General features: G+C 74.5%; 15 protein-coding genes. 6 read left to right on the top strand and 9 right to left on the bottom strand.

What is annotated here, in order from left to right:
* Positions 1-26: 26 nt before the first annotated feature.
* Positions 27-1,181: a 4-hydroxyphenylpyruvate dioxygenase family protein gene (locus tag WMF24_RS31795; RefSeq protein ID WP_437731177.1), complete on the top strand. Its 1,155-nt coding sequence runs from the start codon at positions 27-29 to the stop codon at positions 1,179-1,181.
* On the top strand, positions 1,181-2,341 hold the full coding sequence (locus WMF24_RS31800; RefSeq protein ID WP_437731178.1) for a homogentisate 1,2-dioxygenase: 1,161 nt from the start codon (positions 1,181-1,183) through the stop codon (positions 2,339-2,341). The genes WMF24_RS31795 and WMF24_RS31800 overlap by 1 nt, the downstream gene beginning before the upstream one ends.
* Positions 2,342-2,380: 39 nt before the next feature.
* Here WMF24_RS31800 and WMF24_RS31805 read toward each other — a convergent pair whose 3' ends face one another.
* The 3 genes from WMF24_RS31805 to WMF24_RS31815 form a co-directional block, all read right to left on the bottom strand.
* Entirely contained in the window at positions 2,381-3,484 is a 1,104-nt protein-coding gene (locus tag WMF24_RS31805) for a deoxyhypusine synthase family protein (protein WP_437731179.1), read from the bottom strand.
* Between the two features lie 113 nt (positions 3,485-3,597).
* A complete protein-coding gene (locus tag WMF24_RS31810; RefSeq protein WP_437731180.1) occupies positions 3,598-6,963 on the bottom strand; it encodes a hypothetical protein in 3,366 nt (1,121 codons plus the stop codon).
* 256 nt (positions 6,964-7,219) lie between these two features.
* On the bottom strand, positions 7,220-8,296 hold the full coding sequence (locus tag WMF24_RS31815) for a DUF72 domain-containing protein (protein WP_437731181.1): 1,077 nt from the start codon (positions 8,294-8,296) through the stop codon (positions 7,220-7,222).
* Between the two features lie 567 nt (positions 8,297-8,863).
* Here WMF24_RS31815 and WMF24_RS31820 point away from each other — a divergent pair.
* Together WMF24_RS31820 and WMF24_RS31825 are read left to right on the top strand one after the other, a co-directional pair.
* Positions 8,864-9,082, top strand: a complete 219-nt coding sequence (locus WMF24_RS31820; RefSeq protein ID WP_437731182.1) for a hypothetical protein — start codon at positions 8,864-8,866, stop codon at positions 9,080-9,082.
* 243 nt (positions 9,083-9,325) lie between these two features.
* Complete coding sequence (locus WMF24_RS31825) at positions 9,326-9,730, top strand: hypothetical protein (protein WP_437731183.1); 405 nt, start codon at positions 9,326-9,328, stop codon at positions 9,728-9,730.
* Positions 9,731-10,223: 493 nt separating this feature from the next.
* On the opposite strand, the gene WMF24_RS31830 is transcribed toward WMF24_RS31825, so the two are convergent.
* Positions 10,224-10,406: a hypothetical protein gene (locus tag WMF24_RS31830; protein ID WP_437631000.1), complete on the bottom strand. Its 183-nt coding sequence runs from the start codon at positions 10,404-10,406 to the stop codon at positions 10,224-10,226.
* 108 nt (positions 10,407-10,514) lie between these two features.
* Positions 10,515-10,898 (bottom strand): RNA recognition motif domain-containing protein, encoded by a 384-nt coding sequence (locus WMF24_RS31835; protein ID WP_437731184.1) that lies wholly within the window; start codon positions 10,896-10,898, stop codon positions 10,515-10,517.
* A gap of 497 nt (positions 10,899-11,395) precedes the next feature.
* Here WMF24_RS31835 and WMF24_RS31840 point away from each other — a divergent pair, with 497 nt between their 5' ends.
* Positions 11,396-11,680, top strand: coding sequence for a cupin domain-containing protein (locus WMF24_RS31840; protein ID WP_437731185.1), 285 nt, complete (start codon positions 11,396-11,398; stop codon positions 11,678-11,680).
* Here WMF24_RS31840 and WMF24_RS31845 read toward each other — a convergent pair.
* From WMF24_RS31845 to WMF24_RS31855, 3 genes are all read right to left on the bottom strand, one after another.
* Complete coding sequence (locus WMF24_RS31845; RefSeq protein ID WP_437731186.1) at positions 11,662-12,588, bottom strand: undecaprenyl-diphosphate phosphatase; 927 nt, start codon at positions 12,586-12,588, stop codon at positions 11,662-11,664. The genes WMF24_RS31840 and WMF24_RS31845 overlap by 19 nt on opposite strands.
* 85 nt (positions 12,589-12,673) lie before the next feature.
* Positions 12,674-13,249 carry an RNA polymerase sigma factor gene (locus WMF24_RS31850; protein WP_437731187.1) on the bottom strand — a complete coding sequence of 192 codons (576 nt, stop codon included), beginning with the start codon at positions 13,247-13,249 and terminating at the stop codon, positions 12,674-12,676.
* A gap of 504 nt (positions 13,250-13,753) precedes the next feature.
* Positions 13,754-15,310 carry an RNA polymerase sigma factor gene (locus tag WMF24_RS31855; protein WP_437731188.1) on the bottom strand — a complete coding sequence of 519 codons (1,557 nt, stop codon included), beginning with the start codon at positions 15,308-15,310 and terminating at the stop codon, positions 13,754-13,756.
* A 565-nt stretch (positions 15,311-15,875) separates the two neighbouring features.
* Between WMF24_RS31855 and WMF24_RS31860 the strand changes: the two genes are divergently transcribed.
* Positions 15,876-16,868 (top strand): hypothetical protein, encoded by a 993-nt coding sequence (locus tag WMF24_RS31860; protein WP_437731189.1) that lies wholly within the window; start codon positions 15,876-15,878, stop codon positions 16,866-16,868.
* A 146-nt stretch (positions 16,869-17,014) separates the two neighbouring features.
* On the opposite strand, the gene WMF24_RS31865 is transcribed toward WMF24_RS31860, so the two are convergent.
* Positions 17,015-18,055 carry a hypothetical protein gene (locus WMF24_RS31865; RefSeq protein WP_437731190.1) on the bottom strand — a complete coding sequence of 347 codons (1,041 nt, stop codon included), beginning with the start codon at positions 18,053-18,055 and terminating at the stop codon, positions 17,015-17,017.
* Between the last annotated feature and the right edge of the window lie 284 nt (positions 18,056-18,339).

Below are 18,339 nucleotides of genomic sequence, written 5' to 3' on the forward strand. Positions count from 1 at the left end.
TGGACCCCTCGCGACGGAGGACCGGGATGGCCAAGGTGGAGTCGATCGGCATCAAGCGGGTGGAGGCGCTGCACTATTACGTGCGCGACCTCGAGCGGAGCCGCAGGTTCTACACGGAGAAGCTCGACTTCCAGGAGACCGCCGCGAGCTCGCCCGAGCTCAACGCGGCGGCGGCGCAGGGGTCGGTCGTCTTCCAGGCCGGCGAGTGCGCCATCGTCTGCTCGCAGCCGATCGGCGAGGGCGGGCGCGCGTGGCGCTACCTGCGAAAGCACCCCGACGGCGTGGGCACGATCGTCTTCGAGGTGGAGGACATCGACCGCGCCTTCCGGCTGCTGGACGGCCGCGGGGGGACGCCGATCGACGAGATCCACCGGGCGACGCACGAGGGCGGCGGCACCTTCGCGTCGTTCTCGATCACGACGCCGTTCGGGGACACCACCTTCCGCTTCGTCGAGCGCCGCGGCTACCCCGCGCTCTTCCCCGGCTGCGTGGCTTACGACGCGCCGCGCGGCGGCCAGAACCGCTTCGGGATCGCCCGGTTCGATCACATCACCTCGAACTTCCAGACCATGGCGCCCGCCCTGCTCTGGATGGAGCACGTGCTCGGGCTCGAGCCGTTCTGGAAGATCGCGTTCCACACGAACGACGTCGCGAAGGACACCGGCCACGGCTCGGGCCTGCGCTCCGCGGTGATGTGGGACCCGCGCTCGGGCGTGAAGTTCGCGAACAACGAGCCTTACCGGCCGCACTTCAAGAGCTCGCAGATCAACGTCTTCAACGAGGAGCACCGCGGCGACGGGGTGCAGCACGTTGCGCTCGCCGTGGACGACATCCTCACCGCCGTGCGCGGCCTGCGCGCGCGCGGCGTGGAGTTCATGCCGACCCCGCCCGCCTACTACGACCTCCTGCCCGAGCGCGTGCGGCAGCTCGGCATCGGGCAGATCGACGAGGACGTGGCGGCGCTGCGGGAGCTCGAGGTGCTCGTCGACGGCGACGGCGCGCGGTCGTACCTGCTCCAGATCTTCCTCAAGGAGTCGGCCGGAACGCACCGCGACCCCGACGCCGGGCCGTTCTTCTTCGAGCTCATCCAGCGCAAGGGCGACCGCGGCTTCGGCGCCGGCAACTTCCGGGCGCTGTTCGAGAGCATCGAGCGGCAGCAGAAGGCCGAGGGGCACGGCTGATGCTCGACCGCGTCGTCGCCGGCACCGTCCCCCGCAAGCACCACATCGCCCTGCGGAGCGAGGCGGGGGAGCTCCGCTACGAGGAGTGCCTGACGCGCGACGGCTTCGACGGCCCCTACACGATCGCCTACCACGAGCGGCGGCCGCACGAGCACCGGGCCGCGGCGGCGGCGCACGGCTTCGCGCTGCCGGTCGCCGCGCCGCCGCGCCCGCTCGCGAAGCGGCACTACCGCGCGCAGGACCTGCCGCCGCGGGGCGGGCCCGCGGTCGACTGCCGCGTGCCGCTGCTCTTCAACGACGACGTGGTGCTCGGGATCGCCCAGCCGGACGCCGCCGACCCCGTGTACTTCGCGAACGCGGACGCCGACGAGCTGTTCTTCGTCTTTCAGGGCGGCGGCGTGCTGCGCACGATGCTCGGCGATCTGCGCTTCGAGCAGGACGACTACGTGGTCGTCCCGAAGGGGCTCTTCTACCGCTTCCTCCCCGACGCCGGGCCCCAGCGGTGGCTCTCGATCGAAGCGGCGGGCGTCCACCTGCCGCGCCAGTGGCGCAACGAGGTCGGCCAGCTGCGGATGGACGCGCCGTACTCGCACCGCGACTTCCGGCGGCCCACGTTCGTCGGGCCGCTCGACGAGGGCATCCGCGCGCTCGTCGTGAAGCGCGGCGGCGCCTTCCACGGCTTCTCGCTGGCGCGCTCGCCGCTCGACGTCGTCGGCTGGGACGGGACGGTGTACCCGTTCGCGTTCCCGATCCTGAGCTTCCAGCCGCGCGTCGGGCTCGTCCACCTGCCGCCCGACTGGCACGGCACGTTCGCGGCGCGCGGCGCCCTCGTCTGCAGCTTCGTGCCGCGCCCTGTCGACTTCCACCCCGAGGCGATCCCCTGCCCCTACCCGCACTCGTCCGTCGACTGCGACGAGTTCCTTTTCTACTGCCGCGGCAACTTCACCTCGCGCCGCGGCGTCGGCCCCGGCAGCATCTCGCACCACCCGGCCGGCGTCCCGCACGGGCCGCACCCCGGCGCGTACGAGGCGAGCCTCGGGGGCCGCGAGACGAGCGAGCTCGCGGTCATGCTCGACACGACCCGCCCGCTCGCGGCCACGCCGTTCGCGCTCGCGGTCGAGGACCCGGGCTACCAGGACAGCTTCATCGCGGGCCCGTGATCGCGCTCGACGCCCGCGAGGCGGGCGCGGGCCTGCCGCTCACTTGGGCATCTTGCCGAGCCGCTCGAGGAGCGCGCGAACGAGCAGCGGCCACGCGACCGTGGCGTCCGCGTACACCTCGGCGAAGCGGCCGCCCTCCTGGGGCGCGGTGAACTTCCCCCAGCTCACGCCCTCGGAGTAGGTGCAGCCGGAGAGGCCGCCCCAGTGCACGGGCTCGGGGCAGATGCGGACGCCGTACTGGAAGCGCGGGTGCTCGACCTCGATGTCGAGGCGGTCGCCGACGATGTCGTAGAACGGCGCGACCTGCTGGGCCCAGTTGCGCGGCACGCCGCCGCCGATGGTGAAGATGCCGAGGCGCTTCTTCGTGCGGACCAGGCGGGCGTAGCTCAGGAGGTCGAGGAACGGGTTGTACGGCGGCGGCACGGCCTCTTTCCACACGTCGAAGCCCGGCTTGTCGCCGTGCTGCGCCTTCACCTTGCGCATCATCCACGTCGCGACGTCGAGGCCCATCTCGCTGTCGGTGAAGGCCGGCACGTAGACGGGCACGTTGCGGAGGTACGCGCTCCGGAGCACGCCGGGCGAGTCGCCCATCTCGGCCAGCGCCTTGCCGAGCTGGCGGCAGATGATCTCGCTCGACCAGGGCGACCCGGGGTCGAGCTTGTCGAGCTCCTTCCGGACGAAGACCTCGATGGCGTTGAGGTTCTTCTCCATCTCGAGCGTGTCGTAGACGCGGTTGTACCCCTTCTCGAAGTACGTCTCGTCGGAGATGGACGGGTTCGCCTTGTAGTGGGTCAGGCCGACGGCCTCGCTCAGCCCGTGCGCCATGAGCGCCCCGGTGCTGATGATGCAGTCGATCATGCCCGCCTCGATCATCCGGACGATGACGACGCCCATCTTGGCGACGGTCATCGCGCCGGAGAACGTCGCCACGACGAGGCAGTCCTCGTCGCGCACCATCGCCTCGAGCACGTCGGACGCCTCGCCGAGCGCGCGGCCGCTGAACGCGGTCTTGCTCATCGCGCGGAGCAGGTCGTCGAACGACCCGATCTTCATCGGGTCGAGCGCCTCCAGCGGGACGAGCTTGTCTTCGACCCCATCGCTGAGGTGGCGGTGTGCGTGGCGCGGATGCTTCGGAGAGGACATGGCGCGCGAACATATAGCCGCGCGGGGGGTGTGGCGTCGAGGACGAAGCTCCGCGCTTCTCGGGCGCGTCAGGGGCGCGTTGCGGGCGCGTCGCGGGCGCGTTGGGGGCGCATTCAGGGCCGGACGGGCAGCGAGCACGCGAGGCGGCGCGCCGCCCGCCGCGCGGCTCCGGACGCGGCTCCTCGCGCCGCTTCTCGCGCGGTCCCTCCCGCCGCTTCTCCGGGTCTACCAGCGCCTTCGCCGTTGCCAAGCTCGCCGCCTTCGGCGCGCCGGGCCGCGAGATCGGCGCGCACGAACGCGGGCATGCCCGCGCCGGGCCGGGGCTCGCCGCGGCGGTCGCGGTCGATCAGCGCGGCGATCGTCGCGACGCAGGCGTCGCGGCCTGACACGCGAACGTCATAGACCGCCGCGCTCGCCGTCGCGCCGTGGCCGTCGACGGTCGCGAAGGCGCTGGCGCGGTCGAGCAGGAAGCGCGCGCCGCGCGGGCGCGCAGCGCACGCCGGCAGGCGGGTGAGCTCGGTGCGGACATTCGGGGCGATGTCCCAGCCGTCGAGCGGAAGCAGCGGCGGGGCCTTCGCGAGCGCGCCCGGCGCGGCCTCCTCCGCCGGCGGGATCGGCACCGTGCGGGTGAGCGCCAGATCGCGGAAGCTCAGCAGCAGCGGGACGCCGGCGCGCGTCGGCTGCCCGAGCGCGCGCGCGCCGCCTCCCGCGAGCGCCGCGATCGGCCGCGGGGCCTCGCCGGAGGACCACACGACGAGAAGCCCATCGCGGATCCACGCGACGGGCCCGTCCGGCGCCTCGCTGAAGGCGATCTCCGCCTCGGGCATCAGCTCCTGCGGCACCTCGGCGACCTCGGCGGCGCCGCGCCCCCGGCTCGCCCGGACCAGGAGGTCGCGGCCCGCGGCGCGCACCCCGAAGACGACCCGGTCGCCGGACGCCGCGAACCGCGCGAGGGCCGCGTCGCCGGCCCCCTCGGGCGCGGGGCCCGTCCACGAGCGCACCCTGCCCTGGAGCTCCGTCGGGTCGAGCCAGCGCAGCGTCCACGTCGCGCGCGGCGCGGCGCTGCGCGCGGCGTGGACACCGCTGCCGCCGCGCTGTCCCGCGCGGCCGGCGCTCCCGGCCGCGCCGCCGGGGGTGTGCACCTCGAGCGCGGCGACCATCGAGAGCCGGCCCCAGCGCCGGTCGCTCACCGACGAGACGCGCGGCTGTTCCCCCGGCCCAGGCCGCGCGCTCCCCCCGAGCAGCGCGAGCGCCTCCTGCGCGCCGCCCGGCGGCGGCACGCCCGGCGGGCCCGGCGGCGGCCCGGGCAGCGTCGTGCAGGCGAGCGCGCGCTCCGGGAGCGCCGGCGCCGGGCGGTGCGGCAGGAGCGGCGCGGCCTCGAGCGCCGGCGCGGCGGACGGCGCGCTCCTGTCGGCGGGCAGCGCCGGCCCCCAGCCGACGCGCAGGTGCGCGTCGATCTTCAGGCCGACGTCGTTGACGGCCAGCACCCCGGGCTCCGCGAGCATGCCGTCGAGCTCGGCGATCGTGCGCGCGGCGTCCGCCGGGACCTCGACGGGCGCCCACGAGCGGCCGGCGTCGGCCGACGCGAGCACCCGCCCCTCGCCGACGGCGACGCCGTGGCCCGCGTGGATCACGGCGTGCGCGGCGCCGGCCAGGCGGGTCCGCGTGGCCTGTCCGCGGGGCGCGGCGACGACGGCGGTCAGCGCGCCGGCCTCGTCGGCCACCACGAACGACAGGGCGCCGTCGGGCCCCTCCTCGATCGGGCTGACCACGTGGACGTCGCCGCCCCCGTCGCGCAGCCACCCGAGCGGGACCAGCGGCTGCTCCCTGCCGCGGGCGTCGATCACCGCGACGTGGGCGCGGGGCGCGGCGCCCTCGCGGCCGTCGCCTGCGCGCGGCGAGGGCGCGGCCTCGCGGGACGCCGGCGCCTCGCCGGGCGCGGGCGTCCCGCCGGGCGCGGGCGTCCCGCCGGGCGCGGGCGTCCCGCCGGGCGCGGGCGTCCCGCCGGGCCCGGGCGCCGCGCGGGGCGCGACGTCGCTGTCCCAGAGGCCGCGCACGATCGCGATCCGGCCGTCAGCGAGCGGGCCGGCGCCGCGCCAGTGGATGTCGGTGCCCGGGCGGACCGTGATCCACCGCCCGCCCGGCTGGCGCACGCACGCGCTGCCCTCCTCGTCCGCGGCGCACGGCGCGAGCAGCATGGCGCCGCCGCTCGGCGAGACGCGGAGCTCGGCCTCGCCGCTCCGCACGACGGCGGGCGGCTCGGCGCCCAGGCGGCCGCCGGCGAGCGGGACGTGGAGAACGCCGAACGGGTCGTGGAGGTCGCGCCGCGCCGGCGCCTCGTCGCCGAGCGCGCAGGCCGCCCACGCCGAGCGCCCGGCGCGGCCGGCGCCGCAGGCGTTCACCCAGGCGCCGCGGCCGAAGGGGGCGATCTCCAGCAGGGCGCCCGTGGCGAGGTCCACGCGGGCGAGGAGGCCGTGGCTCGCCGCGACAGCGAAGCCGGCCCCGCGGGCGCCGCTCGCGATCGCGGCCTCGAGCGGGTGGCGCCCGGTCGCCTGGATCCAGCGGAGCAGCGGCGCGCTAGCGCCGGGGTCGGCCGCACCGTCGTCAGGCGCAGGATGGGCGGATGCGGGGGGCGCGAGGGGCGCTCCAGCCGGCAGCGCGCCCCCCGGCAGCGCGCCAGCCGGCGGCGCGGGCGCTGACGGCGCCGGCGCGGGCGCGAGCCGCGCCTCGGCGACGAGGATCCGCGCCTCGCGCTGCTCGGCCGGCAGGGGCGCGCCCTGCGCGAACGCGAGCAGGTCGTCGCCGCGCAGGCGCAGGCCCGTGAAGCGGAGCAGGGCCGCCTGCCCGTCGCCGCCCGCCGCTGCGGCGACGGGCCGCCACGACGCGCCGCCGTCGGCGGTGACGGCGAGCCCTGCCGCCTCGAAGATCCCTGCGCCCTGCTGGAGGTCCCGGAACGCGACAGCGCGGAGCGGCAGCGCGGGCAGGCCCGGCAGCGCGCGCGGCTGCCCCGTCTCGACGTCGAGGAAGGTCGGGAGGTCGGAGGCGGCGTCCCAGACGGCGACCACGCCGGGCCCCCCGCCGATGCGCACGAGCTCGGCCTCGGACCGGGCGAGGAGCGCCGGCGCCCCGAGCGGGTCATCGAAGCGGTAGACGCCGTGGAGCCCGCGCCCCACGAGCCGCGCGCCGGCGGCGGACGGCACGAGCGCGAGCGCGAGCAGCGGCTCGGGGCAGGCCGCGGTCTCCGGCCGCGCGGCGCCGTCGCTCCCCACGAGGACGCGCTTGCCGCCGAGCAGCGCGACGGTGCCGCCGGCGACCCGGGGGCCGATCGCTGTCGCGCCGCTCGCGTCGACCCAGCGGGCGTGCGAGGGCTCCGCCGAGGGCTGTGGGGGCGTCGTCGCAGCGGGCGCGCGGTCCTCCACCGGCGCGGGCCGGGGCGGCGCGCCGCCGCAGTGGGCGAGCGCGAGCGCGGCGACGAGCACGGCGGCGTGGGGCGACCGGGGCGGCGCAGCCGGACACGGCGGCGCCGCGGCCCCCCACGGTGCCGCCGCAGCCCGACACGGCGACGCCGCGGCCCGGCACGGCGCGGGCCGGCACGGCGGCGTCGCGGGCCGGCGCGGGGGCGCTGCGAGGCGGGGAGCGCCCGCCGCTCTGGACTGCGTCATCGAGGCGGAGCCTACCCCGGATCCGGGCCTGCCGCGGCCCGCCCCGGCCGTGATCGCGCCGGCTCCTGGAGGCTCAGTGGACGGACATCGCGGCCGGGGCCGGCGGACTCTCGCCCTCCAGCGCGGCGGCCCGGCGGCGCGCGAGGAGCGCCATGAGCCCCTTGGCCCCGAGCACGGCGTGGTTCGACACGCAGTTGTTGAAGATCGCGTGGACCCGCTCCGCCTGTCCGGCGAGCCGCTCGACGGTCTCCGCCCAGGGCTCGAGCTCCCCCGGGTCGTACACGTACCTGAACTTCTCGCTCACGCTGACCGGCGCGTCCCACGTCTCCGCCCGCCGGCCGTGAAAGCGCACGACGGAGAGGCGCGGATCCGCGACGAGCGGGGTCGGAGGCATGCTGTTCGGCTTGCCCTGCGGCTCGTCGACGACGACGTAGAAGGCCTCGATATCCCGGAGGAAGTCCGCGACGCGCTCGATCCGGTCGGGCTCGCCCCACGACGCGTGCCGGAGCTCGACGGCGAGCGGAACCCCGTCGAGGCGCACGCGGCAGTCCTCGATGATCCTCACGTTGCCGCGGGTCGCCGTGAACCACGGGGGAAACTGGAAGAGGACATAGCCGAGCTTGCGCGCCTCCTGGAGCGGCGAGATCGCCTGTCGGAAGCGCTCCCAGAGGACGTCTCTCGCCTCGGCCGGCAGGTCGCCCGGGTAGAGGCGCGGCTTGTCGAGGAGGGCTCCCGGCAGGGCGCGCTGCAGGTCCGCGGGGAGGCGGGCGGGCTCCACCGGATGGTGGGTGAGCGGCGCGAACGCCTTCATGTTGAACACGAAGTCGGGCGCGGTCCGCCTGACCCACTGTTCGACCATCGGCGGGCCCGGGAGGGCGTAATAGCTCGAGTTGACCTCGACCACGAGGAACTGGGACGCATAGAACCGGAGCCGCTGCTCCGGGCTCGACGCGCCCTTCGGATAGAACCGCTGGCTCTTCACCAGGGTGGGGTCGGTCCACCCGGCGGTCCCGGCGAGGATACGACCCTGGCGGGCGGGCACGGGCGCGCACGCCGCGAGCGCGGTGGCGCGCGCGAGCCGGTCCTCTACCTGGTGTGGCGTCTCCTCTGAAGGCGACCGCGGCGGGTCGCACAGGGCTGCTTCGCGCATATCGAGAACACCATAAGGCCGTTCGACGCCGAAGGAAGCGCCCTCCGGAGATGCGATGAGCGATGATCAGCGCTTTTCGGAGCTCGCGCCCTGCGCTGTCCCCGCCTGTACTCACGCTCGCGCACCGCGAGCACGCCATTCCGCCCATTCCGATCAACATCGCCCGATTCTCGCGCGACGGGAGATCGCTCGGCGGCCGCGCAGATCGCGCGGGTTGCTGTCGCTCGCGCGAGCGCCGCGATGATGTGCCCGGCAGACAGACCTCTGTGGGCGGCTCCACGGCGGGGGGCTCCACGGCCCTGCCGGACCGGGCCGCTCCCGTCCCCCGGCCGCTGCCGGCCACGCGCCGCCGGGGCGCCGGCCCGCTCAGCCCGCCGCCCCCGCGCGGCCCCTCGCGGCGCTCCGCGGCGCACCCCCGACGCCTGCCCGTGCGCTTCGGCCCCCTTCGGCCGGGGACCTGGCCTATGCTGCCTTGCTGCCCGGACCGAAGGGCGTCCGCGCCCTGCCTCGCCGCGCACCGCGGCGAGGTGCTCCTCGCGGCGCGCAGCACGTCGAAAGGTCAAGTCGATGCAGAAGAAAACTCTCCTGGAGAAGGTCACGGCGGCGAAGCAGGAGATCGCCGATGCGGAGAGCAACCTCGAGAAGGCGCTCGGGGAGATACAGGCCGCGCCGCGCGCGGACAAGACGACGGTCAGCGAGGTCGTCCAGGAGGCGTTCACGAAGCTGAAGGCCGCGAGGACGAACCTCATCGAGCTGGAGGGGCTCGTGATGACCGACGAGGAATGAGAGGCGCGGTGGCCGCGCCGCGCGCCATCCTGTGAATCCCGTGAGCCGCGCGCCGGCCCGTGATGGGCTATCCCGCGCGTCCACGTCACGCCAGATTCGACGCAGGCGCTCTTCCGTTACGTCAGCTCGTCGCCGATCGACGCCCCCCTGGAGAGCCCAGATTGTGCATGCGCCGCCCCCTCCGCTGCGCTATATTGAATGAGGGCAGGGGCTTGGTGCATTCCTGCGAGCGAGAGGTGGTCGATGTACTCAGCGAATCGTCGCAGGAATATCGAGCGGGAAGAGCGCATGCTCCTCCGCGGCAAGCGAGAGCAGGCGGCTGGCAAGCTCCTTCAGAAGGTCCCGGAGCTGGCGAGCTTGAACCTGGAAATCCGCGAGACCCGGCCCAATGGGCTCGCCAACGACACGCAGTACATCCGTCGTGTCGTCGTCGAGCACGCGCATGCGCTGTTCGAGATGCCGTGCTCCTACTCGTCCTGTGACAACGGCGGCTACGACGTGACGCAGCAGATCCTGAGCGCCCTCCAGTCGCGCACGGCGCGCTTCGAGGGGGAATGCGCCTGTCGGGGGAGCTGTGGTGGTGAGTTCTGCTCCAGGGTCCTCCGCTACGTCGCCACCGCAACGTACCGGTCCGGCGCCGACGCCTAGGACGAGCGGTCGTCGCCCAGGGCGCGCCTCGGACGACGAGGCGCTCTCGGTCGACCGGTCGACGAGGCGCTCACGTTCCGCCTGGACGCTCTGTCCAGGTCTAGCTGTTCAGATCGCTGGAGGAGACGGCCGGATCACGGCGTCTCGGGCTCGAGGTGCCTGCGCCACTCGTTCCGGGCGCTCGCGTACGCGGTCCGGGCCGCGAGCTCGCGCTCGACGCCGGTGATGGCGGCCATCTTGCGGTGGAGCATCTCGGTGGGGAGGCTGATCTCGACCTGGGTTCGCGCTTCACGCAGCGTTCCCGGCCATCCGCCGGCGGCGGGGCGGCCTTCTCGATGAAGGTCCTGCCGCCACCGTCTGGCCCACGCCTGGCCCAGCGTGGTCGCGCTCTGCTCGATGAACCGTTGTCGCGCGGAGGTCTGCGCCGAGCCGTCCTGATCGCTCGGAGGCTCGGACGGGGCGCTCGTGGCGCCCTGGCTCGGCGCTGCGGTCTTCACTCGACGACCGGAGGCTGAGGCCCCGGGATGATCCCTGCGATGTCCGGATCCTCCCCCGGTGAAGCGTTGTCGCCGGGGCCCTTTTCCCTGCGGCGCGCGAGGCGGTTCGCGTCTTTCTCGCGCTGCTTTTCCTGCCGTGCGCGTTCCTTTTGCCGCTTCAATGCTCCCTGCTTCTGCATGCGGAACCAGGCCTTTCGGCGCCTTCGGGCGCGTTCATCGGCGCCCTGTGGCGCGTTCTGAAAGCGCAAACGCGGCGGCGCACGAGCGCCGCCGCGCCGCGCGCGTGATCAGTACCGGTCGCGACCACCGCGGCCGCCGCGGCCACCGCCGCCGCCGCCGCCGTAGCCACCACCGCCGTAGCCGCCGCCGCCACCGCCGCCGTAGCCACCACCGCCGCCGCCGCCGCCGAAGCCACCGCGCGCCGGGCGCTCCTGCGCCTCGTTGACCTTGAGCGCGCGGCCGTCGAGCATGGCGCCGTTCATCTGCGAGATCGCGCTGGTCGCGGCCTGGGCAGAGCCCATGGTCACGAACGCGAAGCCGCGCGGCTGCCCGGTCTCGCGATCGGTCGGCATCGCGATCTCACGAACCTCGCCGGCTGCGGCGAACGCGGACTCGAGGGTCTCGCGGGTGGTGCTGAACGAAAGATTTCCTACGTAGAGACGATTTCCCATGCCATCCTGCTCGTTCACGGCTTTCTTTTGCGCCATGAGGCGCTCTCGGCCTGCCATCCGACGAAGCCGTGTGGATCGAACGGAGACGTGCCGCGCGGAACCCCCGCGCGGGCACACGGTGCGTCGTCCAGTCGTCCGAGCGAGCTGCAGTCTCCCTCGAGAAGAGAGGGAAGAGGGAAAGCGTCGTATCGAGGGCCAGGGACGTTCGTGAGGAGGAGCATCCTAGCCCGCCGCGACGTTCACCGCAAGGGGCCGTTCTGTCTTCCGTCGATGGGCTTGCCGAGCGGGACATCGAGCGGGCGAGGGCGTCGGTCGAGCACGCGAGCACGCGAGCGCGCTGGCTTCGTCCAGGGCGCCCAGAGCTCGAACAGGGCGGCTTCTCTGTGTGCGGCCTGGGCGACGCGTGCCCGCGGCGCGGATCGTCCGCCATGCGGCTTGCGCCGTGTCGCGCCGGAGCTGCGTGGAAGACACCCGGCACCCCGGGCAAGATGGCGGGCATGGACACGGCGATTCGCGACGAGGTGTTGGAGCGCTGGCGCGCGCGCGGCTTTCACGGCGGGCTCTGGACCGATCCACCCGGCCGGGTCTGGAAGGACTATGTTCACGAAGAGGACGAGCTCTTGATGGTGCTCGAAGGCGAGCTCGAGCTGGAGCTCGGGGGTCGGACGATCGTGCCCCGCGTCGGCGAGGAGATCGAGATCCGGGCCGGCGTCGTGCACACCGTGCGCAACCGCGGCGCGACGACGGCCCGCTGGCTGTACGCCTACGGGCGGCTCGGCTGATCGCCGGCGCGGGCGCTGCCGTCGTCGTCGGCGGCGGCGATGTCCCTCGGCGCGTCGGTCCCGGCCGCCGCGGCGCCTGCCTCGACGGGGGCGGTGCGGCTCGCGAACCAGAGCCAGAGGACGACGGCGCCGAGCGCGATGCGGTACCAGCCGAACGGCGCGAGGCCGTAGCGCTTGAGGTAGCGCAGGAAGACGGCGATCACGAGCAGGGCGACGGCGAACGAGACGGCGAGGCCGACGCCGAGGGCGGCCGGGCCGCCGGGCGCCTCGAGGAGGGTGCGGCCGTTCTTGGCGAGGTCGAAGATCGTCGCGGAGCCGAGCGTCGGGATGGCGAGCAGGAACGAGAACTCGGCGGCCGCGGCGGTGCTGAGGCCGGAGAGCTGCCCGCCGACGATCGTGGTCATCGAGCGCGACGCCCCTGGCCAGAGCGCGAAGCACTGCGCGAAGCCGATCGCGGCGGCGCGCGGGAGGGTGACGTCCTCGAGGCGGGGGGAGCCCTGGTCGGGCTGGCGCCGGCGCATGGCCTCGACGGCGACCATCAGGATGCCGCCGGCGATGAGGGCGGCCGCGACGGGCCCCGGGCCGAAGAGGTAGGCCTTGATGGCCTTGTGGAAGAGCAGGCCGACGAGGGCCGCGGGGATGAAGGCGACGACGATGGCGAGCGCGAGGCGGAGGCTGTCCGGATCGCGCCGGAGGATGCCGCGCACGGTGACGGCGAGGCGCTCGCGGAAGTAGACGACGACGGCGAGGACCGCGCCGAGCTGGATGACGATATCGAGCGTCTTCGCCGCCTCGCTCTCGTGGCCGAGCCACGCGCCGAGCAGGATGAGATGACCGGTGGACGAGACGGGGAGGAACTCGGTCAGGCCCTCGAGGACCCCGAGCAGGACGGCATCGAACCAGAACATTGCGGCGAGTCTAGCCGCACCCGGGGCGCGGGGGATCGGGCGCGCGCATGCGGGGGGCGTTCGCTGCGGCGCACGGCGCGTGGGTTTACCAGAGCCGCCGCGCGATCCGGCGGGCGAGCGCCTCTCTGGCGAGGTGCAGCCTGCGGGCGGCCGTGGACGGGCTCAGGCCGTGCGCCCTCGGGTGGGCGGTGATCGTCCGGGGGCCTACCGCCGCGAGGAGGAGCTCGCGATGCGGCGCGGGGAGCTCGACGAGCGCGCGGAGCGCGGCCCGGGCCAGGAGCCTGCCCTCCGGCGCGACGCTGCCCTCGCCGACCAGCGCGCGCGGCGCGTCGACGGGGACCTCGCGGCGGACGTGGGCGCGCCCCAGGTGGTGGCCCGCCTGCCGCCACGCGATGCCCTGAAGCCACGCCTGGAGCGCGCGGCGCGGGTGGGCTCGCGGGTGGGGGCGGTACCTGCCGGCCTGGATGGCGCTCCAGGCCGCGACGAGCACGATCTGGAGCAGATCCTCGCAATCCCGCGCGGGGACGCCGCACGCGACGAGCGTGGCCTCGATCAGGCGCCGCTCCGCGAGGAGGGCGCCCGGGGGCGGTGAGACCGCGGGGCGGAGGGATGTGGAGGGCGGCGGAGCGAGCGGCGGCGCGCCGCGCGGGCGACGGGTCACCGGGAGCTCCGGCGCGGGAAGGCTCGGCCGGACGGCGGGAGGCTGGAGCGAAGGTCGCTGACGAGGGGGACTGCTCTGACGGCGCGCGGGAGCACGCCGGCGTCACGAATTGCGGCAAGCCAGCGCAGCTTCTCGGACGGCGCATCCATGCACGCGAGTTCCCCGATGACCTCGCGATTCGTTGCGAGATCGATCCGGCGCGCCCGGTTTCAGGCCCTGGATGATCCGGAGAGCGCGCGACGGTGACAATCGTCGGCGCTGGAGCGCTGGCTGGATCGATCACGGCAAGAGTGATGTGACAATCGCCGGAGCTGAGCGCAGGCTGGATCGATCACGGCAAGAGCGAATCGAACCGCCAAGACGCCAAGGATGCCAAGAAGAAGCAGAAGAAGACAATGTCCTGGCGTCCTTGGCGCCTTGGCGGTTCGAAGTTCTGCTCGTTTCAGGCGGGTTCAACCCGTGTGTTGCTCAAGCCCAGAGGAGAGGAGGAGAGAGAACTCGATTTCACGGGGAGCCGTTCAACGCGTTCTCGACGGCAGGCAGGTACGCGCTGCCGGGGAATGCCGCGCGGAACCGGGCGGCTCGCGCCGCGGCCTCGGCACGCCGGCCGATCTGCTCGAGGGCCTGGATCGCCAGGGTCTCGCGTTGCTGGGCTCTCGGGCTGCGGGGATAGCTCCGCGCGTGACGGTCGAGCGCGTCGAGCGCCTCGGCCGCCTGCTCCGCGCCGAGCGCGGCGATCGCGCGCTGGATCAGGGTCAGGTCCGCGTCGAGCGGCGGGGCGGCCGCCGTCGCGCCGGTCATGGCGGGCGGCGTCGGGGCGACCGGCGTCGACGCCAGGCGCGCCGGTGGAGGAGCGTCCGGTGCCGGTGACGCCGGCGCAGGGACCGCCGGTGCCGGAGATGCCGGCGCAGGGACCGCCGATGCCGGAGATGCCGGCGCAGGGGCCATCGACGAGGCCGGCATCGTGATGTCGACGCGCGCGGCCGTCGCGCCCGAGCCGGCCGGGCCGCGCGCGACGGCCGCGAGCACGCCGCCGTAAGCGAGGGCGACCTCCGGCGGGGCGGCGCGCGGCCCGAGGGCGTGAGTGGCGCCGGAGCCAGCCCCGGCGCCGGCCAGGAACAGCGCCACGCCGGCCACGACGAGCTTCGACCGCGCGATCTCGAAGCCCGCCCGCGCGGTGCGCGCGGCGGCGCGGCTCGCCTCCACCCCGACGGCTTCGTCCAGTGCGTCGTCGTCGGGCGGGAAGGCCTGGGCGGCATCGGGCGGGAAGGCCTGCGCTGCCTCCGTGGCAGGCGCGCTCCCCTCGCCCTCCCCGGAGGCGAGCAGCCCCTGGAGCCGCGCCCACAGCAGCGCGCCGAGGTCCTCCGGCAGGTCGAGCCGCGCGTCCCCGAGCGCGAGAAGCAGCGGCCCATCGGCCAGGGCCAGCGGCCCGAGCGCGAGGCGCGCGCCGTACACGCCGAGCGCGTCGCGGTCGCGCGCGCAGAGACGCCGCACCGCGGCCGCGAGATCCTTGCGGGCGCGCCGCAGCCGGTCCCACGCGGTGTTCTCCGAGATCCGGAGCGCCCCGGCGATGCTGCGCATGTCCAGGCCCTCGAGCTCGTACAGGATGAACACGGCGCGCCGGTCGTCCTCGAGGCCCTGGACGAGCGCCCGGACGATCCGCTGCGTCTCCGCCCGCGCGCACAGCGCCTCCGCGTCGCACCCCGGGTCCGCGACGTCGACGCGCTCGGCCTCGGAGCGCTCGAGCAGCTCCCGCCGGTTGCTGGCGAGCCGCTGGTGCCGCAGGGCGAGGTGCGACGCGATGCCCGCCACCCACGCCTTGATGGGATGGCGAGGGTCGTACTCCTCGAAACGGCGGTGGACGACAAGGAACACGTCCTGGGCCACATCGCGGAGGTTCCGCGCCGGGACCCCCATCCGCCAGAGCACCCGGAGGACATAGGGCAGCAGGCTTGTATAGACCTCCTCGAACGAGGGCCGCGACGGCGGCGCTGCCGCAGGCTCGGGGCCGGCGTCGTGGGCGGGGGCCGGCGACGGCCGGCGGGGCGGAGAGTCGGTCATCGTTGCTTATTCCGGCGCGATGGGCCGGATTGTGGTGAAATCGTCCGTGGCGAGAAAAAAAGAACCAGATGGCGCGGGGCGTGGGCGCTGTCGTGCAGACCGGCCAGAGAAAATGGATCGACTCACGCAACGCGCGAGGCCGGGAGCTGGCGAGGTGGAGCTCTTCTCATGAAGGGCGCCTTGTGGTCTCCTGCGCGCGCGAACGCGCAATGTGCTCGCGGCCGATGTTGGCGCGGGCTGGACAGGGCCACGCGCCGGCGGTGGCGCGAGTTCGCCAAGGAGACGGAGGATGAGAAGATGGACTCGCCGCTGGGCATGCTCGATCGTGGCAGCATCGGGCGCCGCGTCCCTCGGCTTGGGGGCATTGGCCGGCGGGTGCTCTGCACCGGTCGCTTACTGGGATGATAGTGGATCGGTCTGTGAGGATCCGACCGTACCGGGCGCCACGGACCCTGGCGGCCCCTGCCATGATGCCGGCGCCGACGCGTGCAGCGATGCCGGTCCCGACGCGGGCGACGCCTGCAACGATGCGAGCGCGGGCACGGGCACAGACTTCGACAGCGCCATGGCTCCCGGGTTCGACCCCGCCCTGCCACAGGCCTGCCCGGGGCAGTGCGTGCCCAGAGCGCCGCTCGGCTGGTCCGAGCCGGCGCTGCTCTGGATCGGCCCGCCGGACCAGGTGCCCGACTGTCCCGCCGCCGCGCCGAGCATCGGCTATGAGGGCCATGCGGGCTTCACGGCGGCGCCTCCGCGCACGTGCCCGGCCTGCCTGTGCGATCCGCCGGACGCCTCGTGCGAGCTGCCGGCCGCATGGCGCGCCCACGCGAGCTTTCCGTGCGGCGTGCCCGGCGCCGCCGAGACGTCGTTCGCGGCGCCTGCGGGCTGGGACGGCGCCTGCTCCGCGACGAACACGGTCGCGGCCGGACAGGTGTGCGACGGCGCCCTGTGCGCGCAGTCGCTCGAGATCCCCGCACCGCGCGTGCTCCCTGGAACCTGCACAGCGAGGAGCGCCGAGGCGCCGGAGGAACCAGGAGAGCCCGCCCCCGGCGGGAGCTTCGCGCTCCTCGCCCGGGCGTGTACCGGTACCGTGCTCGCCTCGTGCAGCGATCCCGGGACGACCTGCGTTGCGGCGCCGCCGGCCGGCGACGGCGCGCCGCCCGAGGGGTTCCTGACCTGCATCCACCACGAAGGAGAGCAGGGCTGCCCGGCGACCTACCCGGACCGGCACGTCTTCCACGCAGGGGTCGAGGACACGCGCGGCTGCGCTCCCTGCGGCTGCGGCGAGCCCAGCGGGAGCACGTGCAGCATCCTGGCGTCGGCGTTCAGCGACGGCGCGTGCTCGCAGCTCGTCGTGGGCGTGGTGGTGAGCTCCGAGGCCCCCTTCTGCGGCGCCATCGTCCCCGGGACGGCGCTCGGGAGCCGCTCCGCGAGCGTCATCCGCTTCGAGCCCGGCGCATGCGAGCCCACCGGCGGCGAGCCGACCGGGGGCGTCGCGCTGCTGGATGCGGCGACGTTCTGCTGCCGCCCTGCGCCAGCACCTGAATCAGCACCTACCTGAGATAGGCCCGCCTGGGTGCTCACGGCTGCGTCCGCGCGCCACCTCGATCCCTTGCCTCCAGCGAGCGCGAAGCTCCCGGCGAGCGCGCCACGTTCGTTGGAAGATCGCCTCCAGCTCAGCCCGTCGCATCAAAGGCGAAACCTGAGTCAGAACGAGGCGACGATGTGCAAGACGCCCGCCTTGGACGTGCCGGCCACGGAAAAACTCTGACCGCCATGGAGATGAAGCGTGGGACGCACGAGGTTGGCCACGAGCTCGCCGGTGAGCCGAGCGGCAAGGTGGTACGAGAACGGCACCTCCACGCCGCCGCGCAGCCCGAGCCCTGTGTGGGGCCACAACGCCTCCCTCACGACGTTGAGCATGCCGAAGTGCCTCACGCGGCCCGCCGTGACAAGGCCACAGCCGAAGAACCAGGCCACGTGTCCGCAGGGGACGACCGAGCCGCCGAGCCACGACACGCCGTAGACCCTGCCTCGATACGGCTCGGCGGCGACCGGCAGGTGCCAACCTCCCTCCAGCGAGAGCGAGAACGCCTCCCACCGAGCCCCCACGGACGCCGAGAACCCGACCGCCGGGGCCGGCGCGATACCGTCGGCAATCAGCGCCCCCAGGCCGACCTGAAACCGCGGCCAGGCCAGCGAGGGGCCCGGGCGCTCCGCGGGCCGCGCCGGAGCTGCCGGCTGGCAAGGCTGGCACGGAGGCGCCAGGGCCGGGATCGGCGCGCGCGGCGAGGACTCCGGCGCGGTGGAGGAGGTGGTCTCCGGCGGCGCCGGCTCCGACGGCGCTGGGGGCGGCGGTGCCGGGGGCGGGGGTGCGGGGGACGGCGGCGCCGGCTCCCTCGCCGCGCGCGCCGGGCGCAGCACGATGACGAGGGCGGTGCCGACGTCCTCCACGAGCGCCCCGCAGGACGCGCTGGTGAGCTCCTGGCCGCCGAGCCGCCGGCCGTCGGCGTCGTAGAGCGCGATCGCGCCCAGGAAGTCGCGCCCCTTGCGTCCGAGGACCACCTCGATGAGCCGGCCACCGCCGTCCACGAACGGGTCGGTCCCGCCGAGCTGCGCGGCGACGACGTCCCGGAGCGCCTGCTCGTCGGGGCACCCCTCCGCGCCGGGGCCGCGCGTGTAGGAAAGCCGCGTGCCGCCCGATGGAGCCTGGCCGAGGGCCGGAAACCCGACCAGCAGCAGGGACACGGCAAGACTCCACCCGATGGCGTTCAGACGTGGATGGCGCAAGGGACTCCGCGAGAGCGTCAGGCACCCGAGGCAGGGCGACGCCGGGGGTCACGACCGGCTGCGACCTGCTCCACGTGGAATTACGGAGCACGACCGGCGTCCGACAACGCATTTTTCCACACCGGGGCCACCTCCCCCGCCGCCCCGGCGGGCGCTGGAACCCGCGAGACCTCCGGAACGGGTCGCGCACCCCTTCCGGAAAGCCCACCGGCCTTTCCAGCAGGTCGACGACCTCCGGGAAG

This window comes from Sorangium sp. So ce1335 (assembly GCF_051521615.1).
Classification (GTDB): domain Bacteria; phylum Myxococcota_A; class Polyangia; order Polyangiales; family Polyangiaceae; genus Sorangium.

Excerpts from the sequence above, each read along its gene's own strand:
- WMF24_RS31795 (WP_437731177.1), top strand. The coding sequence starts at position 27 with ATGGCCAAGGTGGAGTCGATCGGCATCAAGCGGGTGGAGGCGCTGCAC.
- WMF24_RS31800 (WP_437731178.1), top strand. The coding sequence starts at position 1,181 with ATGCTCGACCGCGTCGTCGCCGGCACCGTCCCCCGCAAGCACCACATC.
- WMF24_RS31805 (WP_437731179.1), bottom strand. The coding sequence starts at position 3,484 with ATGTCCTCTCCGAAGCATCCGCGCCACGCACACCGCCACCTCAGCGAT.
- WMF24_RS31815 (WP_437731181.1), bottom strand. The coding sequence starts at position 8,296 with ATGCGCGAAGCAGCCCTGTGCGACCCGCCGCGGTCGCCTTCAGAGGAG.
- WMF24_RS31820 (WP_437731182.1), top strand. The coding sequence starts at position 8,864 with ATGCAGAAGAAAACTCTCCTGGAGAAGGTCACGGCGGCGAAGCAGGAG.
- WMF24_RS31825 (WP_437731183.1), top strand. The coding sequence starts at position 9,326 with ATGTACTCAGCGAATCGTCGCAGGAATATCGAGCGGGAAGAGCGCATG.
- WMF24_RS31830 (WP_437631000.1), bottom strand. The coding sequence starts at position 10,406 with ATGCAGAAGCAGGGAGCATTGAAGCGGCAAAAGGAACGCGCACGGCAG.
- WMF24_RS31835 (WP_437731184.1), bottom strand. The coding sequence starts at position 10,898 with ATGGGAAATCGTCTCTACGTAGGAAATCTTTCGTTCAGCACCACCCGC.
- WMF24_RS31840 (WP_437731185.1), top strand. The coding sequence starts at position 11,396 with ATGGACACGGCGATTCGCGACGAGGTGTTGGAGCGCTGGCGCGCGCGC.
- WMF24_RS31845 (WP_437731186.1), bottom strand. The coding sequence starts at position 12,588 with ATGTTCTGGTTCGATGCCGTCCTGCTCGGGGTCCTCGAGGGCCTGACC.
- WMF24_RS31855 (WP_437731188.1), bottom strand. The coding sequence starts at position 15,310 with ATGACCGACTCTCCGCCCCGCCGGCCGTCGCCGGCCCCCGCCCACGAC.
- WMF24_RS31860 (WP_437731189.1), top strand. The coding sequence starts at position 15,876 with ATGGCTCCCGGGTTCGACCCCGCCCTGCCACAGGCCTGCCCGGGGCAG.